This is a genomic window from Streptomyces sp. NBC_01549 (assembly GCF_026339955.1).
Classification (GTDB): domain Bacteria; phylum Actinomycetota; class Actinomycetes; order Streptomycetales; family Streptomycetaceae; genus Streptomyces.
Genome location: NZ_JAPEPW010000001.1, coordinates 7073629 through 7095564 on the forward strand (window position 1 = coordinate 7073629; position 21936 = coordinate 7095564).

A 21936-nucleotide genomic window follows, 5' to 3' on the forward strand; every position below is an offset into this window, starting at 1 on the left:
GCCGCCATGACGGTCACTCGAAGATCGGTATTGATCGCAGGAACCGCCGTACCAGCGGCCGAATCGCTCCTGGGCGCCGCCGACGCCTGGGCGGACTCGCCGGGGCGCGCCGCGGGCCGCCGCTCGGTCGAGCTGCGCGACGGCTGGCGCTTCGCGCTGGTCAACCCGGGTGGGATCACCGACCCCACCGGTGCGTACGAGGGCGCCGCACAACCCGGCTACGACGACTCGGCGTGGCGGGAAGTCTCCGTTCCGCACGACTGGAGCATCGAGCAGACCCCCACCACGGAGCACGGCACCACCAGCGGCACGGGCTTCTTCCCGGGCGGCCTCGGCTGGTACCGCACCACCTTCACGCTGCCGCCCGCCCTCGCCGGCCGGCGGATCTCCGTGGAGTTCGACGGCGTCTACATGGACTCGCACGTCTACTGCAACGGCGAGGAGGTCGGCCACCACCCCTACGGCTACACGGGGTTCGCCTTCGACCTCACCGGTCTGCTGCACACGGACGGCACCACCGAGAACGTCATCGCGGTGAAGGTCCAGAACCAACTGCCCAGCAGCCGCTGGTACTCGGGCAGCGGCATCTACCGCGAGGCCCGGCTCGTCGTCACCGAACCGGTGCACGTCCAGCGCTGGGGCACGTATGTCACCACGCCGGACATCACGGCGGAGCGGGCGGTCGTACGGGTGCGCACGACCGTCGTCAACGAGTCCGGTGACGCCGCGGAGGTCCAGGTGGTCTCGCGGATCGTCGACCCCGACGGACGCACGGCGGCCCGTACGTCCACCACGGTCCCGGTCACCGACCGCGCGGACGAGACCCATGAACTCACCGTCGCCGAGCCCAGGTTGTGGGACTTCACGACCCCGGACCACCGCTACACCGTGGAGACCGAACTGCGGGTCGGCGGCGCGAGGGTCGACACGTGCCGCACCCCCTTCGGCATCCGCACGTTCCGCTTCGACCCGGACGAGGGCTTCCACCTCAACGGCGTCCACGCCAAGATCAAGGGCGTCGACCTGCACCACGACCAGGGCGCGCTGGGCGCCGCGATCAGCGTCGACGCCGTCCGCCGGCAGATGACGATCATGAAGTCGATGGGCGTCAACGCCTTCCGTACCTCGCACAACCCGCCCTCGCCGCAGATGATCCAGGTCTGCGAGGAACTGGGCATCGTGATGATGGTGGAGGCGTTCGACTGCTGGCGGACCGGCAAGACGAGGTACGACTACGGCCGGTTCTTCGACGAGTGGTGCGAGAAGGACGCCACCGAGATGGTCCTCGCGGCCCGCAACTCGCCCGCCGTGGTCCTGTGGTCCATCGGCAACGAGATCCCCGACTCCACCTCCACCCCCGGGCTCGCGATGGCGGACCGGATCATCGCCGCGGTCAAGGCGGCGGACGACACCCGGCCACTGGTCATCGGGTCGGACAAATACCGTCGCGTGCCCACGAAGGGCTCCGCGGCCGACCTCATGCTCGCCAAACTGGACGGGCTCGGTCTCAACTACAACGCCGCCAAGTCGGTGGACGACCTGCACGCCGCCTATCCGCACCTCTTCCTCTTCGAGTCGGAGTCGTCGTCCGAGACCTCGACCCGCTCCACCTACCAGGAGCCGGAGCACCTCAACACCGGCGAGAACCACACCCCCGGCCGGCGCGCGGTCTCCTCGTACGACAACAACCTCGCGTCCTGGACGATGAGCGGCGAGTACGGGCACAAGAAGGACCGGGACCGCAAGTGGTTCGCGGGGGAGTTCCTTTGGTCGGGCATCGACTACATCGGGGAGCCCACGCCGTACGACGTGTTCCCGGTGAAGGCGTCCTTCTTCGGCGCGGTCGACACGGCGGGCTTCCCCAAGGACATGTACCACCTGTTCAGGAGCCAGTGGGTGAGCGAGCCCATGGTCCATCTGGTGCCCATGACCTGGAACCACGAGGCCGGGGACACGGTCGAGGTCTGGGCGTACGCGAATGTCGACACCGTGGAGCTCTTCCTCAACGGGAAGTCCCTCGGCACAAGGAAGTTCGACACCAAGACGACGACCGACGGCCGTACCTACCTGGAGACCACCGAGGCGAGTGGCGACGACAAGACCTTCACCTCGGGCCCCTACCCGGGCAGTTACACCAGCCCGAACGGCAGCGCGGGCAAGCTCCACCTCACCTGGAAAGTGCCCTACGAGCCGGGTGAGCTGAAGGCGGTGGCGCGCCGCGGCGGCCGTACGGTCGCCACGGACGTCCTGCGTACCGCCGGGGCGCCGCACGCGATACACCTCACGTCCGATCGCAAGTCGCTCGCCGCCGACGGCCGTTCGCTGGTCTTCGTGACGGCCGAGGTCGTCGACGCCCGTGGTGTGGTCGTGCCCGACGCGGAGCACCTGATCGCCTTCGACATCGACGGCGGCTCGCTCGCCGGGCTCGACAACGGCAGGGAGGAGAGCGCCGAGCGCTATCAGGCGAGCACCCGAACGGCCTTCCACGGCAAGGCGCTCGCGATCGTGCGATCCGGCACGCGGCCGGGCTCGCTGAAGGTGACGGCCCGCTCCGAGGGACTCCGGAGCGCCACCCTCACCGTACGCACCACCTCGGCACGCTCGAAGGCGACCACCCCGCCCGCCGCGTTCCTGCCGGACCCGGGTCCCGGCGCCCCGAACGAGCCACGCGCGGACGCCAGTTACTCCGGCCGCCCGGACACCCTGCCCCCCGCCATGCTCGACGGCGACGCGGCGACGGGGTGGTCCAACGCCTTCTACAAGTCGGCGACGGCCCTGCTGCCCGCCTTCAGCGGGGCCCGCCCCGAGGACTGGGTCTCGGTCACCTGGTCCCGTTCCCGCGCGGTCGACCGCGTCGAGGTCTCCTTCACCGTCGACGCGACGCACGCACTGCCCGCGTCGGTCGAGGTCGCGGTGTGGGACGGCAAGCGGTACGTGCCGGTGAAGGGAACGGCCGTCGACTGGGCCACCGCGTCCGACGCGCCGACCGTGATCACCTTCGACGGGGTAAGAGGCTCAGGGCTGCGGCTCCTCATGACGAGCGGGCACCCGGGCGCCACCGAGGGCGGGCTGCGGATCAGCCGTCTGGAGGTCCCGGTGGTCTGACGCGTCCCGGTGCTCGTGCTCGGTCAGCGTGTGGAGTTCGGCCGGGCCGAGCGGGCGGTGCACCTCGACGTACTCGCCGTGCGGCAGGCGTGTGACGACGCCGGTCGCACGGCCGTGCGCCACCAGTTCCCGGTCCCGCAGCTGCAGTCCCAGGCAGATGCGGCGGGTGACCACGAGGACGACGGCCGGGACGACGAACACGGAGATCCGCACCGCCCAGGTGACGGTGTTGATCGACAGATGGAAGCGCGTCGCCACGATGTCGTTGCCGCCGCCCGCGAGCAGGATCAGATAGAGGCTGATCCACGCGGCTCCGATCGACGTACGGACCGGCCGGTTGCGCGGGCGGTCGAGGAGATGGTGCTCACGCCGGTCTCCCGTGACCCACGACTCGATGAACGGGTACACGCCGATGGCGACCAGGAGCAGCGGGAAGACGACGATGGGGATCAGCACGCCGAGCACGAGCGTGTGCCCGGCCACGGTGATCTCCCAGCCCGGCATGACGCGCACCAGGCCCTCGGCGAAGCCCAGGTACCAGTCCGGCTGGGCGCCCGTCGACACCTGGTCGGCACGGTAAGGGCCGTACGACCAGACCGGGTTGATGGTCGCGACCGCCGAGATCAGCGCGAGGAGACCGAACACCAGGAAGAAGAAGCCGCCCGCCTTCGCCAGATAGACGGGCAGGAACGGGGTGCCCACGACGTTGCGTTCGGTTTTTCCCGGGCCCGCGAACTGGGTGTGCTTTTGGTACACGACGAGGATCAGATGTGCGACGACGAGCGCCGCCATGATCCCCGGAATCAGCAGGATGTGCAGCGAGTAGAAGCGGGCCACGATGTCGTGGCCGGGGAACTCCCCGCCGAACAGGAAGAACGACAGATACGTGCCGACCACCGGCACCGCCAGGATCGCCCCGTCCACGAACCTGAGCCCCGTCCCGGACAGCAGGTCGTCCGGCAGTGAGTAGCCGAAGAGGCCCTCGAACAGACCGAGGAGCAGCAGCGTCCAGCCGAACACCCAGTTCACCTCGCGGGGCCTGCGGAACGAGCCCGTGAAGAAGTGCCGCATCATGTGCGTCAGCATCGCGGCGAGGAAGACCAGCGCGGCCCAGTGGTGGAGCTGCCGGACCAGCAGTCCGCCGCGCACGTCGAAGCTGATGTGGAGCGTCGAAGCGTACGCCTCCGACATCCGGATGCCGTTCAGGGGGACGTAACCGCCGTGGTACGTCACCTCGTTCATGGAGGGGTGGAAGAACAGGGTCAGGTACACCCCCGTGAGGATCAGGACGACGAAGCTGTAGAGGCAGATCTCGCCGAGGAGGAAGGACCAGTGGTCCGGGAAGACCTTGCGCAGATAGCGTCTGCCGAGGGCGTACACACCGAGCCGGCCGTCGAACCAGTCGGCGACGCGTTCACCGGAGGACGCCTTCGTGGGCCGGTGCTCCGTGGCGGTCACGCGCGCTCCCCTTCCGCGACCCCGGTCTCCTGGTTCTCGTCGTCGCGCCGCACATGCGCGAGCTTCTCGGGATTGGTGACGATGTAGACGCCGGACACCTGCTCGCCGTCCGCGGTGAGGTCCATGACCATGACCGCGTAGGGTGACTCGCCCGCGAAGAGCACGGCGGAGTCGTCGCCGTTGACACGTCGGTAGCGAAGGTCGATTCCGGTGCCGCGGCCCGCGCGCCGGGTGGCGTAACCGGCGAACAGCCGCGCCGCCTTGTCCCGGCCGTGCACCGGACGCAGCCCGCCCGAGGCCTTCCCGCCGCCGTCCGTCCACACCGTGACGTCCGGTGCCAGGATCTCCATCAGCGCCGCGATGTCCCCGCCGAGCGCGGCCTCGACGAAACGCTCGGTCGCCTGCCGGCGGACGCGCGGATGGGCCTGGTAGCGCGGCCGGCGGGCGTGCACATGTTCCCGCGCGCGGTGCGCGAGCTGGCGCACCGCCGCGGGGCTGCGGTCGATGACCTCCGCGATCTCGGTGTGCGCGTAGCCGAACACCTCGTTGAGGACGAAGACCGCGCGCTCCAGCGGGGTGAGGGACTCGAGGACCACGAGCATCGCCAGCGACACCGACTCCGAGCGCAGAGCCCGGTCGTCGGCCGAGTCCTCGGGGGCGGGCTCGTCGAGCAGCGGCTCCGGCAGCCAGGGGCCCACATACGTCTCGCGACGGCGGGTGATCGCGGCGCGCCGCGCGAGCGCGTGGTTCACGGCGATGCGTACGAGATAGGCGCGCGGGTTGGTGAAGCCCTCCAACGGGGTGCGCCGGGCGCGGCCCGTCCAGGACAGCCAGGTCTCCTGGAGTACGTCGTCGGTGTCGGCGACGCTGCCGAGGATGTTGTAGACGATCGCGAAGAGCAGCTCACGGTGGTCGACGAACACCTGCGTCGCGCCGTCGGCCGTCCCGGTCGCGGGGCTTTCGGACATGCCTTGCCTCCCTTGGTGCGCTCACTACTGCGAGGGGAGAAGCGGGCCCGAATGTGACGTCCGGAGGGTGAAATGTGACGTACGTCTCATGGGGTCCACTGGGCGTCACACCGGTCGAAGTCCACGCCCTCTTGAACGCGAGTCCGATGCCTCGACACAAGGAGACAGACACCGTGTTCAAGAAGTGGCACGACAAGTGGCACGGCAACCCATGGGCGATCCTCATCACGCTCTCCCTGGGCTTCTTCATGACCCTGCTCGACCTGACGATCGTGAACATCGCGATCCCCGACATGGGCCAGGACCTCGACGCCTCCCTCGACGAGATCCTGTGGGTCGTCAACGCCTACACCCTCGCCCTGGCCGTCCTGCTGATCACCGCGGGCCGCCTCGGCGACCTGCGTGGCAAACGCAACCTGTTCCTCGCGGGCGTCGCCCTCTTCACCCTCGCCAGCCTCGCCTGCGGCCTCGCGCGGGATCCGGCGCAGCTGATCGCGTTCCGCGCGGTCCAAGGCCTGGGCGCGGCGCTGCTCATGCCGCAGACCCTGTCGATCATCGCGGAGGTGTTCCCGGCCGACCGGCGGGGCGCCGCGATGGGCGTCTGGGGTGTGGTCGCGGGCGTCTCCGGGGCCCTCGGCCCGATCATCGGCGGTGAGCTGATCACCCACCTCGACTGGCGGTGGATCTTCTTCGTGAACCTGCCGCTCGGGGTCGTGGTGCTGGGCCTTGCCGTAGCGATCATCCCCGGTTCACGGCGCACCGTAGGCCACCGCTTGGACACCCTGGGCGTGCTGCTCGCCTCAGGAGCCCTGTTCTGTCTGGCCTTCGGTCTGACCGAGGGACAGCGCTACGACTGGAACGCCTGGATCTGGTCGCTGTTCGGCGCGGCGGCACTTCTCTTCGCCGCCTTCCTCCGTCATGAGCGCGGCCAGCAGGGCGACGACCCTCTCGTCCCCTTCTCGCTCTTCAAGGACCGCAACTTCACCCTCATCAACTTCGTGGGCGTCACCGTGTCCTTCGGCGTGGTCGGGATGTTCCTGCCGCTGACGATCTACCTGCAGTCCGTACTGGGCTTCAGCGCGCTCAAGTCCGGGCTCGTGCTGTTGCCCCTCGCGCTCGGCTCGTTCGTGACGGCCGGGCCCGCCGGAGTCCTCGCGGACAAGATCGGCGGCAAGTTCATCCTGATGACCGGGCTGCTCGCCTGGACGGCGGCCCTGGTGTGGATCGTGGCCGCGACCGACGTCGGGTCGAGCTGGACGGCGGTCGCCTTCCCGCTCTTCCTCGCGGGTCTGGGCGCGGGCTGTACCTTCGCACCGATGGCCACGGAGGTCATGCGCAACGTACCGGCGAGGCTCTCCGGAGCGGCGTCCGGCGTCAACAACGCGCTGCGGCAGGTCGGTTCGGTGCTCGCGGGCGCCGTCGTCGGCGCCGTGCTCCAGGCCCGGCTCGCCTCCTCGCTCACCGACCAGGCCCGGCAGCGCGCCGGACAGCTGCCCGCCGCGTACCGCGAGGGCTTCGTCGGCGGCTTCTCCCAGGCGGGCACCGACGTGAACGCGCGGCAGGCGGCACGGCTGCCGAAGGGTGTGCCGCACGACATCGCCGACCGCATGCGCGCACTGGGCGGCCAGGTCTTCGGCCACGGCTTCGTGCACGCCATGGGTCCCGCCGTCCTGGTCTCGGCCGCCGTCCTGCTGACCGGCGCGCTCGCCTGTCTCGCCGTACGCCGCCACCGCGGACCGTCGGCCAACCCGCACGCCCTTCCCGTCCACGAACCCGCACTGGAGGAAGTGACCTCATGACCACCGAAGCCACAGCCGGCACCGTCGACCTCACCGTCATGTACGCCGCCCACGACGCCTTCCGCCGCGACCTGGAACGCCTCGGCGACGCGGCGGCCGACGGCACCGCCTTCACCCCCCAGGTCCGCGCGGGCTGGGACAACTTCAGGCACCAGCTGCACATCCACCACACCGCCGAGGACAGTGATCTGTGGCCGCGCGTGGAGCGCAAGGTCGCGGGCCGCCCCCGGGACGTCGCGCTCCTGGCCGAGATGGAGGCGGAGCACGCTCTGCTCGACCCGCGGCTCACCGCCGTCGACGCGGCCCTGACGGACCGGTCGGCCGAACTTCCCTTCCTGGTCCGCACGTTGGCGTCGACGCTCGACGACCACCTCGCTCATGAGGAGGAGAGTGCCCTGCCGCTCATCCGGGAGTTGCTGACGCTCGCGGACTGGGGCGCGTTCACCGGTCGTATCCGCAAGACGCAGGGCGTGCGCGGGGCCGCGGTCTTCGTGCCGTGGATCGTCGACGGGGCGTCACCCGCCGACCGTGCCAGGTTCCTCGGCGCGCTGCCGCCGCCCGCACGGGTCCTCAACAAGCTGTTCTGGGAGGCGGGTTACCGCAGGCGCGGGCTGTGGAGGGCCTGAGCGGCAGATCGCCGAGGAGCGCGGTACGTCGATGAAGGCCCTGGTGTACGAGGCGGCCGCGGCCGACATCGTGCGGCACCGGGCGCTGAAGGAGGGCCCGGAGGTGTTCCGCCGCTTCCTCACGGCGCACGCCGACGAGTTCGCGGCGGCCTTCCCCGAGGACGAACCTCCCGGCAGGGGTGAGGGACGGACCGCCTGAGCGGATCTGAGACCGGCCGCGCGGCCCCCAACGGGTCCCGAGGCCGCCGGCCGAGGGCGGGAGGATCGGGGCCGGCGGCCGGTTTCGCGCGGGAGAGCCGCCGTCCTGCGCGGGGCCTCCGAGAAGGGCCGGATTCCAGTGGACTACGGAGATCCGCGCGCCGGGACCGTGCGACGGGCTCCGGCGTGAGCGTGCGGTTCACACGGGGCGCATGGGCCCCGGCGCATGCGTGGAGCGCCTGAACACGGCCATCCATGACCGCGGCCACGAAAGCGGCCACGAAGGCGGCCGTGAGCGGTCATGAACGGTCAAGAACGTGGTGGATGGCATGGTGTATGAACATGGCGTATGCACCTGGTGCGCCGACGAGGCCCGTGAGCATGGTATGGGAAATTTCGAAAGCCGGTGCGAGCGGCGTGAGTTGGCGCAGTTACTGACTATCTTTCAATATGCGGATGTTGCCCAAGCGCCTTGTTGGTCGTGAGCGTTTTGTGCGAGGCTGAACTTACCGCGCGGGTCAATGGCCGGGTATGAAATCGGTGTTCATTATTCCGGCCCGACGGCCATTTCCCCGGCGCTCCGTCAAAAAGGTATGCACCAGGCAGGGGCCCCCTTTTCGGCGACCAAGAAAATTCTGTGTACCACCTTGCACCGTGGAAGGAACCCGGTCTGTGCCCACCCCCCACCCCCCTCGTCCCTCCTATCCTCCCGGCGGCGCTCCCGGGGAGTCCGACGAAGGCCTCGCCGCCCGGCTGAGAGGCCGGATGGAGGGCGAGGCCACGCAATCCGTCGCACTGCTGATGGCGCGGCACTGGCAGCCGACGTACGACTACGCGGCCATCTGCCTCGCCTCTTCCTCGAACGTCGCCTCGATGGTCGCCGCGACCTCGTTCCACTACGCGCTCGACTGCCTCATACGCGGCGAGTCCGGCGCGGCCCTGCGGCCCCGACTCCTCGTGACCGTGCGGGACACCGTCAACGAGTGGTCCGGGGAGGACCGGATATCCGGCGTTCTGCCGGATTTGAGGAAACCCGCCGGGGGGCGGGGTATGCGGGCCGCGCAGTCCATGACCGCCGAAAATCGGAAGCTCGCCGAGCGCTCTTTCCATGCCCTGCCGCCGCTCGCCCAGTGCCTGCTGTGGCACACCGAGGTCGAGGCCGAGCACATATCCGTACCGGCCGGTCTGTCGGGCCTCGACGTCGACACCGCGTCGGCCGCTCTGGAGCAGGCCCGCGACCAATTCCGCCAGGGATGTGTGCGCGCCCACCGGGAACTCGCGCCGACCAAGGAATGCGGGTTCTACAACCGGCTCCTGGACGTCCCGATTCGTCGCGGCGGTGCCCTGCTGCCGGATGTCCGACAGCATCTGGGGGAGTGCCGCCACTGCCGTCATGCCGCCGAGCAACTCAGCCATTTCGAGCGCGGCTTGGGCATCCTGATCGCCGAAGCGGTGCTGGGCTGGGGCGCTCGACGCTATCTCGACGCACGCCCGGGGCGCACGGGGCAAGCGGTGCGCTCCGAGGGAGGTCCCGCGTTCGACGCCGGACGTGTGAGCGGCGGCGAACGGCTGGGCGCGGGCGAACGTGAGGGTACCGGCGGGCGTCTCGGGACCGGTGGGCGTCCGGGGAGTGCCGGTCGGCATCGTCTGCTGGCACAGATTCCCGCACCGGCACGGCTGGCCCAGGTTGCCCAGAAGCACTCGAAGGCCTTGCTCACGGGGGCGGGCACGGCCTCGGCGGTGCTGCTCGTGAGCGTGCTCACCATCAGTCTGTGGTCCCACGACGACGGTGGCGCCGATCCGGCCGCCTCCACGGGCGTCGGCAGCAGCCGCACCGTCTCACCCAGCCCCGTCACCCCGGGCCCCTCCGCCGACTCCTCGCCGCCGACCTCGGCCGGACTGCCCACCAGCACCGAGCAGACCCGGCTGCGCAACCTCGCCGCCGACCTCTGCCTCGACATCCGGGGCGGCAAGGCCAAGGCCGGTGCCGAGGCCGAGCTGGCCGTCTGCTCCTCGGCCTGGACCCAGCAGTGGTCGTACGAGAACGACGGCCTGCTCCGCAGCGTCGCCGACCCCACGCTGTGCCTGGACTCGCACGCCGAGGACGGTGTCGTCACCCTGGACCGCTGTGTCGCGAAGAGCGCCGCGCGGGGCGGTGACGTGCGCTACGACCTCACCGTGCGGGGCGAGTTGCTGTCCCGCTCGCGCGAGGGGCTGGCGATCACGCCCAGCTCCACCGACCCGAGCGCTGACATCGTGGTCAAGGACCGGGACGGCTCCGACGCACAGCGGTGGCGGACCGACTCCGACTCCGCCTCGGCCGATCCCGGGTCGCTGTCGATCGCGGGGACGGCGAGCGCCTCGACCAGGCCGGTCAGCGAGTCGCCGTCCCCACACGCCACGGCCGATGAGCCGAGCGCCTCGCCCAGCGAACCGCCGGCGGATGACCAGAGCGACCCGTCGGCGACCCCGTCGGAGTCCTCTGCCGAGCCCCGCTCCGTGACCGTCGACGACCGCACGAGCCCCCGGCCCGCGCTGTCACTGCCCGCCCAACTCTCAGCAGTTGTGGAGGGGTTGGGGCTCTAGCGGGCAAGCGCGTCGGTCGGAGGTTAGGACACCACGTCCCGGGGCGGCTTGCCCGCCACGAAGTCGGCGGCGTTCTGGACCGCCGCCAGCGCGATCCGTACGAGCGTCTCGCGCGTGACGCCCGCGACATGCGGCGACAGCACCACGTTCGGGGACTTGAGCAACCGCAGGGCCGCGGTGGGAGGTTCGGGGTCGAAGACGTCGATTCCCGCCCCGGCCAGGGCGCCCGCCTCGAGCGCGTCCGCGAGGGCGTCCTGGTCGATCAGGGCGCCCCGCGAGGTGTTGACCACGAACGCGGTCGGCTTGAGGAGCGCGAGCCGCTCGGCGTTCAGAAGATGCCGTGTCTCCTCGGTGAGCGGTGCGTGCAGCGTGACGTAGTCCGACGTGCGCAGCAGTTCGTCGAGTTCGACATGGCGGGCGCCGCCGAGCCGCGCCTCGGCCTCCGCGCCGACGGACTGCGGACCGGCGTACACGATGCTCATGTCGAACGCGACCGCGCGCCGGGCGACTTCCTCGCCGATGTGGCCGAGCCCGACGATGCCGAGGGTCTTGCCGGACAGCTCGGTGACGGAACGCTGCAGCCGCGGCAGCGCCCAGTCGGCGTCGACGAGCGCGGTGTGCGCCGGGATCAGTTGCTTGGCGAGGGCCAGCATGAGGGCGAAGGTCTGCTCGGCCACGTTCTGCTTCTCGGCGCCGCTGGAGCCGATGTTGCACACCGGCACACCCTGCGCGCGGGCGGCGTCCAGGTCGACGTAGTCGAAACCGTGGCTCGCGCACTGGATCAGTTCCAAGTCCGGTGCGGTGGCGAGGTGTTCGGCGGTCACCGGGCCGAGCCCCGTGATGATGACATGGGCCTCGCGCAGTGCGGCCGGGTCCTCGTCGGTCGTCTCCACGACGGTGACGCGGGCCTCGCCGGGGAAGACGGTGGCGAGCGCGGCACCGGCGGTGCGCCCGCCGACGTGGGGCGAGACCACGGCCAGAACGTTCTTCGCCACCGCGGCGACCGTCGTGTCGGTCGTGTCGGTCATGTGAGCCGTGTCGGTCGTGTTGGTCGTGCTCATGCGGTTTCCTCGATCAGATCGTCGGGGCCGAGGCCGGCGGGGCGGGCGTGCCCGGACAGGGCGAGGGTCAGGTCGAACTCGGCGAGCAGGCAGCGGACTACGTGCTCGACGCCCGCCTGTCCGTCCAGGCCCAGCCCATAGGCGTACGGGCGTCCCACGAGTACGGCCCGCGCGCCGAGCGCGAGCGCCTTGAAGATGTCGTCGCCGGTGCGGATGCCGCTGTCGAACAGGACGGTCAGCCGCTCGCCGACCGCCTCGACCACGCGCGGCAGCGCATCGGCCGCCGCCACCGACCCCGCCACCTGTCGGCCGCCGTGGTTGGAGACGACCACGCCGTCCATCCCGGCGTCGGCGGCGCGGCGGGCGTCGTCCGGGTGCAGGATGCCCTTGAGGACGATCGGCCCCTCCCAGTTCTCCCGCAGGAACGCCAGATCCGGCCAGGTCTTGCCCGGGTCCGCGAACATGCCGACGAAGTGCATCACGGCCGCGTTCGGGTCTTCGTGCACCGGCTTGGCCAGACCCGCCTGGAACGCCGGGTCGGAGAAGTAGTTCGCCGTGCCCACACCGTGCAGGAACGGCAGGTACGCCTGGTCGAGGTCGCGCGGGCGCCAGGCCAGCAGAGGAGTGTCGAGGGTGACGAACAGCGCGGTGTACCCCGCCGCCTTCGCACGGTTCAGGAAGCTGCGGGTGACCTCGCGGTCCTTCGCCCAGTACAGCTGGAACCAGCGCTCCGCCTCCCCCATCGCCTCCGCGACCTGCTCCATGGGCGTGCTGGACGCCGAGGACAGGATGTACGGGACGCCCTGCGCGGCGGCGGCCCGCGCGGCGGCGGACTCGGCGTCCGGATGCATGATCGACAGCACGCCCACGGGTGCGAGCGCCAGCGGTGCGGGCAGGGCGCGCCCCAACACCTCCACGGACAGGTCGCGTTCGTGTACGTCGCGCAGCATGCGCGGCACGATCCGGCGCCGGTCGAGGGCGGCCCGGTTGGCCCGGGCGGTGCTGCCGTTGCCCGCGCTGCCCGCCACATAGCCGACCGGACCGGGCCCGAGCCGCTGCTCGGTGAGCTCCTCCAGCCGGGTCAGATCGGTGGGCAGCCGCGGTACGGCGCCCGTCATTCCGTTCAGATAGATCTCGTACTGGAAGTCGGCCCAATGCTTAGCCATCCGTACGTCCCGCCTCTCGTCCCTGAGACCGCGCTGTACGCCGTCGATCCTGGCGAAGGTGACAAGGGCCGTCCACTGTGGTGCGCACATCGCGCGGCTGGGATCATCACCCTGTGACAAGTCAGCCCGTTGCCGCAAGGGAACACGTCCGGCAGGAGATGCTCGCCGATCCACGCTTGGTGGCGGCGATCGTCTCGGCGGTCCACGAACATGTCCCGGTGTACGCCGCGCTGGACGACAGCCGGCTGCCGGAGGTACGGGCCATCGCGGCCTGGGGGCTGGAGCGGCTCCTCCACCTGTGGGTCACCGACGGCACCCTCGATCCGTCAGACCTGCGGCGCCTGCGAGGCATCGCGGCGGCCCGCGCGGCGGACGGGCGGCCCGTGCAGGCGGTGCTGCGGGCCTACCGGGTGGCGGCGACCGTCCTCACCGACGAGATCGCGGCCCGCGCGCCCCGGCTCGCCGCCGCGGACGCCTTCGCCCTCTCCCGGATGCTGCTGACCGCGCTCGACACCCTCTCCGAGGAGATGACCACGGCCTACGCCGCCACGGACGAGGACCTCGCGGCGGACCGCGACCGGGCGCTGCGGCTGCTGCTCGACGACCTGATCGCCGGGCGGCACGCCTCGGTGGGTGCGCTGAGCGATCGGTCGGCCCGGCTGGGGGTCCAACTCCCTGACCCCTACTGTCTGCTGGTGGCCGAGCCGGTGGGTACGGAGCGCCCCGACATGGCGCTCGACGCGGCGACGGGGCTGCTCGACGCGTTGGCCGTTCCGGGCGACGAGGCCGCCTCGACCGCGACGGTACGGGGCTCCCGTGCCGTGCTGTTGCTGCCGGGCGCGGCCGCCGCCGGGGCGGGAACCGTGTTGGGTGCGCGGTCCTGGCGGGGCTGTGCGATCACCGGGGAGAGTCTGGACCGGGTCGCCGTGGCGTATCGGCTCGCCGCCGACGCCCTCGACACGGCGCCCGGCCATGCCCACCGGGCGGGGCGTGTCCTCACCGACGCGGACGCCCATGTCCTCGCCCTGCTCGCCGGGCACGCGGCCGCCGCGCCGGACCACGTCGCCCGCCTGGTCCTCGGTCCGCTCACCGACCCGGGGCAGCGGCATCTCATGGATGCGCTCACCGCGTACATCGACACCGGCTCGGCGAATGCCGCCGCGCGAGCGCTCCATCTGCACGCGCAGTCCCTGCGCTACCGGCTGCGCCGCATCCACGCCCTGACGTCCCGTGACCCCCGAGACCCCTGGCAACGCCTCACCCTGGACATCGCCCGCACGATCAGGCCATAGTCCCTCGCCCCCGCCGCCCCTACCCGTCCCATCCCCGGGGGCCGCGCCCCTGCACCCGTACCGCCCGAAAGGTTCGTCCTCAAGCGCCGGACAGGCTGAGTGATGCGCGCCGGGGTGGGTTCGGTGCGCCCTCCGGGCCCGTCTTCGAACGCCGGACGGCCCCGGGCTTCTAGGGGCGCGGGGAACTGCGCGACCAGCCCCCACCCGCCCGCACCCGACGAACGTAGCCGATGAACGCATCCGACTAACGCCCCCAGGTAGGGACTACCGTGCGCGGGGCGTGACGCGGGCCGTCGCCCGGACCGGGCCCCCATCCGCGCCGGCGAGGCGCATCGGGAACAGGAAGGCCTCGATCGAACATCCCGCGGCCTGCGCGTCCGCGACGCCGCCGAGCCCGGTCAGGTTCTCGGCGATCACACCCCCCGCACCGCACAGCACCCGGTGAGAGGGAAGATCCGCGGGTCCGGTCGGGTCGACGCTCAGCGCGTCGATCCCGACGGTGAGGCAACCCGCCGCGACCACGGCCTCCGCCGCCTCGGGCGTGAGCCAGGGGTGGCCGAGGTAGTCCTCGGTTCCCCAGTGCCGCGACCACCCGGTGGCCAGCAGCAGGATCGAGCCGGGCCGCAGCAGGCCCAGGGCGGAGGTGAGCAGGTCGGGAGTGATCGGTGCCCGCGCGGGCAGACCGCGGACGTCGGCGACGACCGCCGGCCCCGCGAACCGCTCCAGCGGCAGATCGTCCAGCGTGGGCCACGCCTCGTCCACGTGGTACGGCGCGTCGACATGCGTCCCGGACTGCGAGCCCATGTGCAGCCGAAGGACGTTCACGCCGTGCTCGGCGACCCGCAGCGCCCTGGAGACCTCCACCTCCGGGTCACCGGGGTAGACGGGCATCCCGGTGACCACGGGCACGGACAGGTCGAGCCAGCCCTCCATCAGCGCATCAGCCATCAGCGCATCAACCGCCTTCGACCGCGAGGGCCGCGGGCGTGCCCTCGCTCTCCGTACCGGGACCGGTGATCGGTGGCACCGGCACGTCGATCGTACGGGCCAGCCGCGGGCCCTCGGGCCCGTACACCGCCCGGGGTTCGGGGAACAGTCGCAGCATCGCCAGGTACAGCACGGCGGCGACGGCCAGTGACAGCGGCAGGCTGATGTCGATGCCGTTCGCGAGGTCGCCCAGCGGTCCGACGAACTGGCCGGGGATGTTGGTGAACAGCACACCGACCACGGCGCCCACCCACCAGGCCGTCATGCCGCGCCAGTTCCAGCCGTGCGTGAACCAGTAACGGCCGCCGCGCTGACGGCGGTTGAAGACCTGGAGCGCGTCCGGGTCGTACCAGCCGCGCCGGGTGTAGAACCCGAGCATCATCACGACCATCCAGGGCGTGGTGCAGGTGATGATCATCGTGGCGAACGTCGAGATGGACTGCACCAGGTTGAAGCCGAAACGGCCGATGAAGATGAACGCGATCGACAGGACTCCGACCAGGATCGTCGCCTGGACCCGCGACAGCTTCGGGAACACCGACGAGAAGTCGAGCCCGGTGCCGTACAAGGACGTCGTGCCGGTCGACATGCCGCCGATCAGCGCGAGCAGACACACCGGGAGGAAGAACCAGCTCGGTGAGATGGCCAGCAGGCCGCCCACGAAGTCGGGGGCCGCCGGGTCGACGTACTTCGGCGCCTTGGCCGCGATGATGCTCGCGGTCGCGAGCCCGAAGACGAACGGCAGCAGGGTCGCGATCTGGGACAGGAAGGCGGCTCCGACGACCTTGCGGCGCGGCGTGTTCGCCGGGATGTAGCGCGACCAGTCGCCCAGGAACGCGCCGAAGGACACCGGGTTCGACAGCACGATCAGCGCCGAGCCGATGAAGGAGGGCCAGAACAGCGCCTGCGTCGCCGAGTCGGCCGAGGCAGTGAAGGCGCCGGCGTACGAGGGATCGAAGTCACCGGCGAAGGCGATCGCGCCGAGCAGGAAGAGCAGGGTCGCCGAGGTCACCGCGATCTTGTTGACGAACAGCATGAACCGGAACCCGTACACGCACACCGCGAGCACCAGGCAGCCGAAGAGCGCGTACGCGACCACGTACGACAGATCGTTCTGCTCGAGTCCGAACAGCCGGTGCGCGCCGCCGACCAGGGCGTCGCCGGAGCTCCACACCGAGATCGAGAAGAAGGCGACGGCCGTGAGCAGCGACAGGAAGGAGCCGACGACCCGTCCGTGCACACCGAGGTGGGCGGAGGAGGCGACCGCGTTGTTGGTGCCGTTGACCGGGCCGAACATCGCCATCGGGCACAGGATCAGCGCGCCGACGACGACTCCGAGGAGGGTGGCCGCGAGCCCCTGCCAGAAGGAGAGGCCGAAGAGGATGGGGAAGGCCCCGAGGACGCAGGTGGAGAAGGTGTTCGCACCGCCGAAGGCGACTCTGAACAGGTCGAGCGGCGACGCGGTGCGGTCCGCGTCGGGGATGCGCTCGACGCCGTAGGTCTCTACCTCGGTGAGAGACGGAGACGACGTGGCGGGGGAGTTCTCGGACAAGGGGGTGCTCCAGCGAAGTGCCTGGGCCCGGACGCGGGCGATGGAGCGCGTGATGGCGCGAGGGGAGAACGGTCCCGCTGTCGCCGCTGGGATGTGCGGTGGGAGCGGAAGCCGTCCTTGGGAGGTCTGCCGACGCTAAGGCCGGGTCGGTGACCTGCGCCAGAAGGTAAAACGTCCACCTTGCGTGCCCGAGGTGGAACATTCGTCCATTGCGGGGAGTGCCCGGTGGCTCAGCTCTCCGGGTACGGCTGGGGCGCGGCGCGCCATCCCTGCCACCGGTGGACGGTGACGGCGATCACCGGACCGTCTGGCGGCCGCCGGCGGTACGGCGCGTACTTGTCGCGCAGCAGGGCGATCGCCGCGGGGTACTCGCCCGGTGTGCCGGGCGGCAGGACGCGGGCGTCACCGTCCGCCCGTACCCACCACAGCCGGTCCCAGTCCTCGTCGTAGGCATCGACGAGGAGGCACACGGCCGGGTGGGCGGCGATGTTGCGCAGTCGCCGCAGCCGCTGTGACCTCTTGGGTTTGTGGTCGACGGCGGTGACGAGCTCACCGCCGCGCGCCGCGAAGACGAGGGGCACGAGGTGCGGGCGCCCCTCGGCGTCCACCGTGGCCAGGCGCGCCACCCGTGCCGCGACGAACCGGCGGCGCGCCTCCTCCTCGTCCATGTCCGGCACGGTGAGCTCCGATTCCCCGGCGGCCGGAGCACGCTGAGCCCGGATTTCCCGGCGGCCGGAAGCGGTCAGCGGTAGGTGGACACGGCCTGGGCCAGTTCGTCCAGCGTGCGCAGTGTCTCGTCCTCCGGCTGGGTCGGCAGATCCAGCAGCACGCGGTCGACGCCGAGTTCCGCGTAGATGTCGAGGGACTCCCGGTCCTGCCCGGCCCCGTAGACCACGACGGTCGGCCGGTCACCGGCCGTCTTGCGCATCTGTTCGATGCGCGCGCCCAGTTCCTTGGGGGGTACGCCGCTGGGCAGCCAGGCCGACCCGTACTCGGCGACGCGGGCGAAGGTGCGCTCGCTGTTGCCCCCGACCCAGATGGGTGGGTAGGGCCGCTGGACGGGCTTGGGCCAGGAGTAGACCGGTGCGAAGTCGACGAAGTCGCCGTGGAACTCGGCCTCGTCCTTGGTCCACAGTTCGATCATGGCGCGAATCCGCTCGTCCATCAGCCGGCCGCGGGACGCCGGATCCGTGCCATGGTTGCGCATCTCCTCCCGGTTCCAGCCGGCGCCGACACCGAACACGGCACGGCCGCCGGAGATCAGGTCGAGGGAGGCGATCTCCTTCGCGGTGGTGATCGGGTCACGCTGGACCACCAGGGCGATCCCCGTGCCCAGCAGCAGGTCGCGGGTCACGGAGGCGGCGGCGGCGAGCGCCACGAACGGATCGAGCGTGCGGTAGTAGATGCGGGGCAGTTCGCCGCCCATCGGATACGGCGTTTCCCGGCTCACCGGAATGTGCGAGTGCTCGGCCAGCAGCAGCGTGTCGAACCCGCGCTCTTCCAGAGCGGGGCCCAGAGCTGCCGGAGCGATGCCCTCGTCGGTGATGAACGTCGACACTCCGAACTTCATCCGCGACCACCTCGTCTTGTCGGCTCTTGCCGTCAGTGTGACGCGGTCGGTCACTCCTCGCCGGGTGTGGCCTCCTGTGGTGTGGCGTCCGGACCCTGGGCCCGGACCCGCTGCACTTGCTCCAGCGAGTCGCGCAGTTCCGTCAGCCAGTCGTCGGTGTGGCGCTGGACGAGGCGGACGCACCAGGCGAGGGCGTCGCTGCGGCTGCGCGCCACCCCGGCGGCGATGAGGGTGTCGAGGACCTGACGCTCGGGCTGTCGCAGCCGGGTCATGACGGGCGCGGCGATGTGCGTGAACAGGGCGCGCTCACCCCCGCACTCCACACCCCAGGAGACCTTCTTGCGGAACCGGTGCTCGGCCTCCCGTGCCACCGCGACCCGGTCCTCGCGGGTGCGCTCGCGGAACTCCTGGATACGGGCCTGGGCGGCCGCCTCCTTCTCGGTGTCCGAGGCGCCTTCGGCGAGCCCGGGCGCGGGGATGCGGCCGACGACGGTGATCTCCTCCCGGTCGACCGTGACCTCCACCAGGCTCTCGAAGAGGTCGTCGGGCAGGCGGCCGGCGAACCAGCCGCGCAGCTTCTCGTGCTGCTCTGACGTAATCATGTAATGACGATTACTCCGTTGCAGTGAGGATGCAAGGGGCTCAGCCGGGAGCTGAACCGGAATGTTTCAGGCCTATTGCGGAGCCGGGGGGATCCGGCCAGGAGGGTGTCCTTGGCGATCAACAACCCCTCAGTTCCGGGGCTCGAACGTTCGAGTTTCGTTACTTCACGCCAGTGATTCAATACTCAAAGTTACCGAAACGCATGGGGTCGATGTGTGTTTCCGGTCCGGACTCGGCAGACTCGCGCTCGCCGCACCGGCACTCAACCGAGCCGGTACTGCATTCAATCGAGCGGAAGGATGCACACAATGCCGACCACCGCGCGCTGGGCAGCGACTCTCACCCTCACGGCCGCTGCCGTCTGCGGCCCCCTCGGAGGGCCCGCCCTCGCCACCACGGCCCCCGCGACTCGGGCGACTGTGACCCAGACGGCTGCGACCCAGGCCCACGCCACCGCGGCTCTCGCCCCCTCCGGGCTCTACGCCCCCTCGGCCCTGGTGCTCACCATGGGCCACGGAGAGACCGCCGCCACCGTCACCCCGGAGCGCGCGGTCACGCTGAACTGCGCCCCGACCGCCTCCGGCACCCACCCCGCCGCCTTCGAGGCCTGCGCCGAACTCCGCGCGGTGAACGGCGACTTCGACGCCCTGTCCCTGAGAGACGGGGCGCTGTGTACGCGGCAGTTCGACCCGGTGGTCGTCACGGTCGAGGGCGTCTGGCGGGGCAAGCGCGTCGCGTACGAACGGACTTTCGCCAACGAGTGCGTGAAGAACTCCTACGGGACGACCGTCTTCACGTTCTGAGGGACCGGGATCGCGCGGCCTGCGTGAGCGTCGACCGGGGGCAGTAGGTGGGGAGTGCGCGCCCCGGCACGGAGTACGACGCGATCTCGCATCGGGGGTCGGTCAGGCGGAGTGGGGCCGCCGGCCGGCCCCCGACATCTGTCCGGCCGGTCGTGGCGCATGCCCGGCCGGCCTTCCTCGTGTCCTCAACTCGCGGTTGTGTCAGAAGTGTTGACCCCACACTGAAAACGTTTTAATTTCCCCTCACCCGACAGTCCCAGGTGAGGAGGCTCCGTGGCCGCAGTGTTGCGGGATCACGCAGGTACGGAGGCAGTGGACCCTTCACCTCGCCCTCCGGTCGAGGTCCGTCGTGGCTTAAAGCGTTTTCATAAACATGGCAGCAGGACGCTGTTCCTGCTGATGCTCCCCGGGCTCGCCTACTTCCTGGTGTTCCACTACGGCGCCCTGCTCGGCAACGTCATCGCGTTCAAGGACTACGTGCCGTTCGACGGCGTCTGGGGCAGCCGTTGGGTGGGCCTCGACAACTTCCGGCGGATGTTCGAGGACGGCGAGTTCTGGGACGCGGTCCTCAACACCCTCTGGATCGCGGTCCTCCAGATCGTCTTCTACTTCCCCGTCCCGCTCGGCCTCGCCCTCCTGCTGCACAGCCTCACCCGCAGCAGCATCCGCCGCTTCGTGCAGTCGGTGGCCTACCTGCCGCACTTCATCTCGTGGGTGATCGTCGTCGCCCTGTTCCAACAGGTCCTGGGCGACACGGGGATGGTGAACAGCTATCTCGGCGACGCAGGCCTGCACACGGTGGACATCATCGGCAACCCCGACGCCTTCAAACCGCTCGTCGTCGCCCAGGTCATCTGGAAGGACGCCGGCTGGGGCACGATCATCTTCCTCGCCGCCCTCTCCCAGGTCGACGAGCAGCAGTACGAGGCCGCGGCCATCGACGGCGCGGGCCCCTGGCGCCGCTTCTGGCACGTCACTCTGCCCGCCATCCGCGCGGTGATCGTGCTGCTGCTCATCATGCGGCTCGGCGACATCCTCTCGGTGGGCTTCGAACAGATGCTGCTCCAGCGGGATGCCGTCGGCCCGCAGGCCGCCGAGATCATCGACACCTTCGTGTACTACCAGGGCATCGTCGGCGGCGACTACGGATTCGCCGCCGCCGCGGGCCTGTTCAAGGGTGCCGTCGGCGCCCTGCTCGTCTACGCGGCCAACAAGGTCGCCCACCGCCTCGGCGAACAGGGGGTCTACCGGTGAGCACCTATGCCCGGCCCGGCTGGATGGAGAAGCCGAAGCCCGCGACCCAGGCCGCCAAGGCGGTCGCCCTCGTCGCCGTCGTCCTGCTGGTGTGCGTGCCGTTCCTCGTCATCCTCTCCACTTCGCTCGCCTCGCAGCGGGAGGTCGTCGCGAACGGCGGCTGGGTGCTCTGGCCCCAGCACCCCACCCTCAAGGCCTACCGCGACATCCTCGACGGCGGCATCGTCACCCACGCCCTCGGCGTCAGCGCGGGCGTCACCCTCGTCGGCACCCTGCTCAGCCTCGTCTGCACCGTCACTCTCGCGTACGCGCTGTCGCGTCCCGGCGTCTTCGGCGGCAAACCGGTCCTGCTCCTGATCCTGTTCACCTTCCTCTTCCCCCCGGGCATGATCCCCGGCTTCCTGCTGGTCAAGGAGCTGGGCATGCTCGACTCGTACAGCTCGCTGATCCTTCCCGTGCTCGTGAACGTGTTCAACCTCGTCGTCCTGCGCGGCTTCTTCCAGGCGATCCCGGAGGAGCTGTACGAGGCCGCGCGGCTGGACGGGGCGGGGGACTGGCGGGTGCTGTGGTCGGTCGTGCTGCCCCTGTCGAAGGCTGCCCTCGCCGTCGTCGGACTGTTCTACGCGGTGGCGTACTGGAACTCCTGGTTCTACGCCTCCCTGTATCTGGAGAGCGACCACTGGCCGCTCCAACAGGTGCTGCGCACCTACGTGGTGGCCGGTTCCGGGCTCACCGACACGACGGTCGGCGAGGGCACGGTCAACGCGCCGCAGACCGTGCAGATGGCGGTCCTGGTGATCGCCACCGTGCCGATCCTGCTCGTCTATCCCTTCCTCCAGAAGTACTTCACCAAGGGCGTGCTCACCGGCGCCGTCAAGAGCTGACTCCGTCCACCAGGAAAGGTCGGT

Annotated in this window: 18 protein-coding genes; 9 read left to right on the forward strand and 9 right to left on the reverse strand. The window is 70.4% G+C overall.

What is annotated here, in order from left to right; genetic code table 11:
• Window positions 1-6: 6 nt before the first annotated feature.
• Window positions 7-3105 (forward strand): glycoside hydrolase family 2 TIM barrel-domain containing protein, encoded by a 3099-nt coding sequence (locus tag OG819_RS31640; RefSeq protein ID WP_266651966.1) that lies wholly within the window; start codon window positions 7-9, stop codon window positions 3103-3105.
• On the opposite strand, the gene OG819_RS31645 is transcribed toward OG819_RS31640, so the two are convergent.
• Together OG819_RS31645 and sigJ are read right to left on the reverse strand one after the other, a co-directional pair.
• Window positions 3016-4563, reverse strand: coding sequence for a cytochrome bc complex cytochrome b subunit (locus tag OG819_RS31645; protein ID WP_266651968.1), 1548 nt, complete (start codon window positions 4561-4563; stop codon window positions 3016-3018). The two genes, OG819_RS31640 and OG819_RS31645, sit on opposite strands and share 90 nt — an antisense overlap.
• On the reverse strand, window positions 4560-5531 hold the full coding sequence (gene sigJ / locus OG819_RS31650) for an RNA polymerase sigma factor SigJ (RefSeq protein ID WP_266621992.1): 972 nt from the start codon (window positions 5529-5531) through the stop codon (window positions 4560-4562). The genes OG819_RS31645 and sigJ overlap by 4 nt, the downstream gene beginning before the upstream one ends.
• 173 nt (window positions 5532-5704) lie before the next feature.
• Between sigJ and OG819_RS31655 the strand changes: the two genes are divergently transcribed.
• From OG819_RS31655 to OG819_RS31670, 4 genes are all read left to right on the forward strand, one after another.
• Window positions 5705-7330, forward strand: coding sequence for an MFS transporter (locus OG819_RS31655; RefSeq protein WP_266651970.1), 1626 nt, complete (start codon window positions 5705-5707; stop codon window positions 7328-7330).
• Entirely contained in the window at window positions 7327-7956 is a 630-nt protein-coding gene (locus tag OG819_RS31660; RefSeq protein WP_266651972.1) for a hemerythrin domain-containing protein, read from the forward strand. Before OG819_RS31655 ends, OG819_RS31660 begins: the two co-directional genes overlap by 4 nt.
• Window positions 7957-7963: 7 nt before the next feature.
• Window positions 7964-8155, forward strand: coding sequence for a hypothetical protein (locus OG819_RS31665; protein WP_266652893.1), 192 nt, complete (start codon window positions 7964-7966; stop codon window positions 8153-8155).
• 671 nt (window positions 8156-8826) lie between these two features.
• Window positions 8827-10740 (forward strand): RICIN domain-containing protein, encoded by a 1914-nt coding sequence (locus OG819_RS31670; protein WP_266621986.1) that lies wholly within the window; start codon window positions 8827-8829, stop codon window positions 10738-10740.
• Window positions 10741-10763: 23 nt separating this feature from the next.
• Here the strand turns inward: OG819_RS31670 and OG819_RS31675 are convergent, their stop codons facing one another.
• Window positions 10764-11768 (reverse strand): NAD(P)-dependent oxidoreductase, encoded by a 1005-nt coding sequence (locus OG819_RS31675; RefSeq protein ID WP_266652894.1) that lies wholly within the window; start codon window positions 11766-11768, stop codon window positions 10764-10766.
• Window positions 11769-11797: 29 nt separating this feature from the next.
• Window positions 11798-12967: a lactate 2-monooxygenase gene (locus OG819_RS31680; RefSeq protein ID WP_266579841.1), complete on the reverse strand. Its 1170-nt coding sequence runs from the start codon at window positions 12965-12967 to the stop codon at window positions 11798-11800.
• A 113-nt stretch (window positions 12968-13080) separates the two neighbouring features.
• Between OG819_RS31680 and OG819_RS31685 the strand changes: the two genes are divergently transcribed.
• A complete protein-coding gene (locus tag OG819_RS31685) occupies window positions 13081-14259 on the forward strand; it encodes a helix-turn-helix domain-containing protein (protein ID WP_266651974.1) in 1179 nt (392 codons plus the stop codon).
• A gap of 264 nt (window positions 14260-14523) precedes the next feature.
• On the opposite strand, the gene OG819_RS31690 is transcribed toward OG819_RS31685, so the two are convergent.
• From OG819_RS31690 to OG819_RS31710, 5 genes are all read right to left on the reverse strand, one after another.
• Window positions 14524-15207, reverse strand: a complete 684-nt coding sequence (locus OG819_RS31690; protein WP_266621982.1) for a cyclase family protein — start codon at window positions 15205-15207, stop codon at window positions 14524-14526.
• Between the two features lie 7 nt (window positions 15208-15214).
• The gene (locus OG819_RS31695) at window positions 15215-16798 is read right to left on the reverse strand and encodes a cytosine permease (protein ID WP_266418075.1); all 1584 of its coding nucleotides are present in this window, start codon (window positions 16796-16798) and stop codon (window positions 15215-15217) included.
• A gap of 230 nt (window positions 16799-17028) precedes the next feature.
• Window positions 17029-17466 (reverse strand): TIGR03668 family PPOX class F420-dependent oxidoreductase, encoded by a 438-nt coding sequence (locus OG819_RS31700; protein ID WP_266621979.1) that lies wholly within the window; start codon window positions 17464-17466, stop codon window positions 17029-17031.
• Window positions 17467-17540: 74 nt separating this feature from the next.
• Window positions 17541-18368: an LLM class F420-dependent oxidoreductase gene (locus tag OG819_RS31705; RefSeq protein ID WP_266621977.1), complete on the reverse strand. Its 828-nt coding sequence runs from the start codon at window positions 18366-18368 to the stop codon at window positions 17541-17543.
• 50 nt (window positions 18369-18418) lie between these two features.
• The gene (locus OG819_RS31710) at window positions 18419-18970 is read right to left on the reverse strand and encodes a hypothetical protein (RefSeq protein WP_266621975.1); all 552 of its coding nucleotides are present in this window, start codon (window positions 18968-18970) and stop codon (window positions 18419-18421) included.
• A gap of 309 nt (window positions 18971-19279) precedes the next feature.
• Between OG819_RS31710 and OG819_RS31715 the strand changes: the two genes are divergently transcribed.
• The 3 genes from OG819_RS31715 (at window position 19280) to OG819_RS31725 (ending at window position 21912) form a co-directional block, all read left to right on the forward strand.
• Window positions 19280-19774, forward strand: a complete 495-nt coding sequence (locus tag OG819_RS31715) for a subtilase-type protease inhibitor (protein WP_266621973.1) — start codon at window positions 19280-19282, stop codon at window positions 19772-19774.
• 399 nt (window positions 19775-20173) lie between these two features.
• Window positions 20174-21028: an ABC transporter permease subunit gene (locus tag OG819_RS31720; RefSeq protein WP_266651976.1), complete on the forward strand. Its 855-nt coding sequence runs from the start codon at window positions 20174-20176 to the stop codon at window positions 21026-21028.
• On the forward strand, window positions 21025-21912 hold the full coding sequence (locus OG819_RS31725; protein ID WP_266651978.1) for a carbohydrate ABC transporter permease: 888 nt from the start codon (window positions 21025-21027) through the stop codon (window positions 21910-21912). Before OG819_RS31720 ends, OG819_RS31725 begins: the two co-directional genes overlap by 4 nt.
• The last annotated feature ends 24 nt before the right edge of the window (window positions 21913-21936 follow it).

Excerpts from the sequence above, each read along its gene's own strand:
- OG819_RS31640 (WP_266651966.1), top strand. The coding sequence starts at position 7 with ATGACGGTCACTCGAAGATCGGTATTGATCGCAGGAACCGCCGTACCA.
- sigJ (WP_266621992.1), bottom strand. The coding sequence starts at position 5,531 with ATGTCCGAAAGCCCCGCGACCGGGACGGCCGACGGCGCGACGCAGGTG.
- OG819_RS31660 (WP_266651972.1), top strand. The coding sequence starts at position 7,327 with ATGACCACCGAAGCCACAGCCGGCACCGTCGACCTCACCGTCATGTAC.
- OG819_RS31675 (WP_266652894.1), bottom strand. The coding sequence starts at position 11,768 with ATGACCGACACGACCGACACGACGGTCGCCGCGGTGGCGAAGAACGTT.
- OG819_RS31680 (WP_266579841.1), bottom strand. The coding sequence starts at position 12,967 with ATGGCTAAGCATTGGGCCGACTTCCAGTACGAGATCTATCTGAACGGA.
- OG819_RS31690 (WP_266621982.1), bottom strand. The coding sequence starts at position 15,207 with ATGGCTGATGCGCTGATGGAGGGCTGGCTCGACCTGTCCGTGCCCGTG.
- OG819_RS31700 (WP_266621979.1), bottom strand. The coding sequence starts at position 17,466 with ATGGACGAGGAGGAGGCGCGCCGCCGGTTCGTCGCGGCACGGGTGGCG.
- OG819_RS31705 (WP_266621977.1), bottom strand. The coding sequence starts at position 18,368 with ATGAAGTTCGGAGTGTCGACGTTCATCACCGACGAGGGCATCGCTCCG.
- OG819_RS31710 (WP_266621975.1), bottom strand. The coding sequence starts at position 18,970 with ATGATTACGTCAGAGCAGCACGAGAAGCTGCGCGGCTGGTTCGCCGGC.
- OG819_RS31715 (WP_266621973.1), top strand. The coding sequence starts at position 19,280 with ATGCCGACCACCGCGCGCTGGGCAGCGACTCTCACCCTCACGGCCGCT.
- OG819_RS31720 (WP_266651976.1), top strand. The coding sequence starts at position 20,174 with ATGCTCCCCGGGCTCGCCTACTTCCTGGTGTTCCACTACGGCGCCCTG.